Here is a 3,742-nt window from a genome sequence, read left to right as displayed (position 1 = left end):
ACAGGGGCAAAGGCAGCGAGCAGGGCAGCGGCGTCACCCACACCGAGACCCAGGTGAACGCGGGCAGCCAGGTGACGATGGTGAGCGGGCGCGACACCACGCTTCAGGGCGCGCAGGTGAGCGGCGAGAAGGTGAAGGCGGAGGTGGGCCGCAACCTGACGCTGGCGAGCGAGCAGGACAGCGACCGCTACGACGCGAAGCAGCAGAGCGCCAGCGCGGGCGGCAGCTTTACCTTTGGCTCGATGACCGGCTCGGCCAGCGTCAACGCGAGCCGGGACAGGATGCACAGCACCTGGCAGAGCGTGGAGGAGCAGACCGGCATCTTCGCGGGCAAAGGCGGCTTTGACGTGAGCGTCGGGGCGCACACGCAGCTGGACGGGGCGGTAATCGGCTCGACCGCGACGGCGGATAAAAACCGGCTGGAGACGGGGACGCTGGGCTGGAATGACATTGAGAACCACGCGGACTATAAGGTGGAGCACCAGAGCGCGGGCATCAGCACCGGCGGCAGCATCGCCGGTCAGTTTGCCGGGAACATGGCGAACGGGCTGCTGGTGGGAGCAAACCACAGCGGCAGCGACAGTTCAACGACGAAGGCGGCGGTGAGCGAGGGCGCAATAGTTATCCGCGACCGGGAGAATCAGACGCAGGACGTGAGCGGGCTGAGCCGGGACGTGGAGCACGCCAACCAGACGCTGTCGCCGATATTCGACAAGGAGCGTGAGCAGAACCGGCTGCAGGAGGCGCAGCTGATTGGGGAGATTGGCAGCCAGGCGGCGGACATTGCCCGGACGGAGGGGCAGATAGCGGCGACGAAAGCCGCGAATGAGCGGATGAAGGCGGTCACGCCGGGACAGCTGAAGGCGGCGGAAGCGGAATGGCGGAAGGCGAACCCGGGGAAAGAGCCGACGGCCAGCGACATCAGCGGGCAGGCTTACCAGACCTTTTATAACCAGGCATTCAGTGAGAGCGGGTTCGGCACCGGCGGTAAGGTTCAGCAGGCAATTCAGGCGGCGACGGCGGCGGTGCAGGGCCTGGCGGGGGGCAACCTGGCGCAGGCGGCCAGCGGGGCGGCGGCGCCGTACCTGGCGGAGGTCATCCACGACATGACCACCACGAAGGATGCGAACGGCAAAGAGGTGGTGAACGTCGAGGCGAACCTGATGGCGCACGCGGTGGTGGGCGCGGTAACGGCTTACGCGGCGGGCAACAGCGCGCTGGCGGGCGCCTCGGGCGCGGCGATGGGCGAGTATATCGCGCAGCAGATGTATCCGGGCATGGATCGCAAGGACCTGACGGAAGAGCAGCGCCAGACGATAAGCGCGCTGGGCACGCTGGCGGCCGGGCTGGCGGGCGGCGTGACGGGTGACAGCACGGCCGGCGCGGTGGCCGGGGCGCAGGCGGGAAGGAATGCGGTTGAGAATAATGCATTAAACGTTAAGCAGAATCAGTCCCGTGTTCAGGAAATGATACAGTGTCGGGGCGATAAGGCTTGTGAGGGCTCCGTTACTGAAAAATACAAGCAGATTTCTGCCGCACAACAGAAGCGAGTTGTGGAGTGTCGAGGAGCTAAGGACTGCGTTGACAAGGCAAACGAAGTCAGTAGATTACAGGCCGAATACGCTAACCGCACCAGTGAGCTACTGGAAAAGGCGCGAGTTAATGGAGGACTAAGCGAGGCAGATCAGAACGAGCTTTCAATCCTACAGGTAACAACTATTCAGCTTGAAGCAGACAGAAATGCGGCGATTCATAACGCATTGATGTCCGATGATTCACCTGAAGCGAAGCAACTTGCGATAAACTCGCTGGCACAGGCGGTTGGAACCAGTGCAGCGGGAATAGCGGCGGGTATTGGCAAAGGCAGTAATGCAGGCGCTAATAAAGTACTGGCAGCCGGACAACATAGTACGATTGTTCCTGGTGGCGGATTGGCTGCCCATGAAAAAGCAGGCGGCCATTTAATTGAGCGGCATGTAGGAAAAACTGAAGCGGAGCTATTTGATAGAGTGTCTACAGGTAATACAAAAACAGCATCGACATTTACTGATAGAGCTACGGCAGAATCTGTTGTAAGTAAAGCTATTGATAATAATCAAGCGAAAATCCAGAAGTACTTATCTGGCAGCCAAAAAGGCTACTTAGAGCTTGATTATCAATCTTCTGCAGCTATTGGTATCAGTGTTACTCGCGGCTCGACAGGCGCTGTATCTGCTACTAATGCAAGGATAATCATTGGTAGAGATCCTTCAATGCCTGGCGGATACAAAATCATTACTGGATACCCAACACCATGAACGTTAATGAGAAATTCCCTTCGCTGTCATATTTATTAAGGTGCTATTTCAACCAGGATTTTGAGGTGCTATTTGGTAATGCAGATGAAACCTTAGCCGCTTACAGAGCTACTGAAACGGTGGAGGAACGGTTGCAGTTGAAATTTGAAATAGATGAGCTAATAACTCTTTCTTTATCAGATGATGAATTACAAAACATATTGCTGAACAAAATTGATTGCGGTTATTATTACCCTAATGAGTGGCCCTCATCAGAAGAATGGTTGAAACATATAGTTAAGAAAACGAAATAAATAAACCCGGCTTAAGAGCCGGGGCTTTCCTTATCATTCAGTTATTCCTTAGCTATCAGCTGGATGCTCAGCTTGCACTGAAGACGCTGTTTAAAAGTGGCGATGAGTTGGGTAACGTCTCGGATACGGTAAAGCAGTCGTATATAGACCGAATCGACCGGATGGAAGCAGAGTACTAGAAAGCCGGAGCCAGCGGTTCGTTTAACGCGGGCGTTGAAGGCGGCAAGCTGGTTACGGATATAGCAGGATTGCTGGCTGGCGGTGCCGGGGTGGTGAAAGGTGGTGCGTTACTGACGGAGAAGGTTATTGCTAAAGTGGCCGGGAAGGCAGAATCAGCGGTTGCCACAACAATCAGTGGCGCAGAAAGTTCAATTAACAACATTCGGTTGAATATGCAACTTGCTGCTGAGCAGGCTGCTGGAGTTAGAGCTCCCACTAAAATAACCAGTTATTCACAACATGCTTTAGAGCAAATAGCAGGGAGGGATGGCGGCATAGGGGTTAGCAGAAGCGCAATGGATGATGCCTGGTCAAGTCCCTTGAAAATAGAATATGTCACATCAAAATATGGACCAACTTTTAGATACACAGGGAAAGATGCAGTCATCGTTGTAAACCAAGAAGGAAAGGTTGTTACATGTTGGGCTAAATCATCATCAGGAACGGCAAAATGAATGAGCTTTTAAATTTCCACCAGAAGAATTTAATTATCACTTTATGTAGTGACGGCGATGCTTCTAAATGTTCGCTTGCTGAAAAAGCAATTAATGGAATACTTACATCAGATGAGGTCGAAGAACTTTGCAACTTAATATCTAATGAGTTTATGTTGAACGGTATTACTGAAAGTTTTGAACCAAATGATTACGGGAAGGAACTTGAAAATTTACTAGATGCTGTGAACAAGAACAGGCTTAAATAGCACTTTAAATTAGAAAAGATCCTCGTTCTGCTGCGATCGTTTTAAGGCAAAATCCGGTCAGGCGGATGTGCCACGTATGGGCCTCGCTAGTCTGCAACCGTGACGAAAAAAAGTAATGACAGCCGCGACGTCAGCGTCACCGCAGCGGAGAATCAGAGCAGCCAGACCCATAAGGTGGAGCAGAAAACCTCCGGCCTGACGCTGGCGCTCTCCGGCACGGTGGGCAGCGC

3 protein-coding genes and 1 pseudogene are annotated in these 3,742 nt (G+C 53.8%); all 4 read left to right on the top strand.

The features are described from left to right. On the top strand, nucleotides 1-2,297 hold a 2,297-nt coding region (locus ACR6A7_RS21025; RefSeq protein WP_434127137.1), incomplete at its 5' end, for an RNase A-like domain-containing protein. After that, complete coding sequence (locus tag ACR6A7_RS21020) at nucleotides 2,294-2,590, top strand: contact-dependent growth inhibition system immunity protein (RefSeq protein WP_434127136.1); 297 nt, start codon at nucleotides 2,294-2,296, stop codon at nucleotides 2,588-2,590. The genes ACR6A7_RS21025 and ACR6A7_RS21020, both read left to right, overlap by 4 nt. Nucleotides 2,591-2,664: 74 nt before the next feature. Then, a pseudogene (locus tag ACR6A7_RS21015) lies at nucleotides 2,665-2,934 on the top strand (VENN motif pre-toxin domain-containing protein); the annotation flags it as partial. Between the two features lie 326 nt (nucleotides 2,935-3,260). Next, nucleotides 3,261-3,512, top strand: a complete 252-nt coding sequence (locus tag ACR6A7_RS21010; RefSeq protein ID WP_434127135.1) for a hypothetical protein — start codon at nucleotides 3,261-3,263, stop codon at nucleotides 3,510-3,512. Nucleotides 3,513-3,742: the final 230 nt, after the last annotated feature.

The organism is Pantoea phyllosphaerae, from assembly GCF_051025595.1.
In the GTDB taxonomy this organism is placed as follows: domain Bacteria; phylum Pseudomonadota; class Gammaproteobacteria; order Enterobacterales; family Enterobacteriaceae; genus Pantoea.
This window is presented reverse-complemented; position numbering and strand designations above follow the sequence as displayed.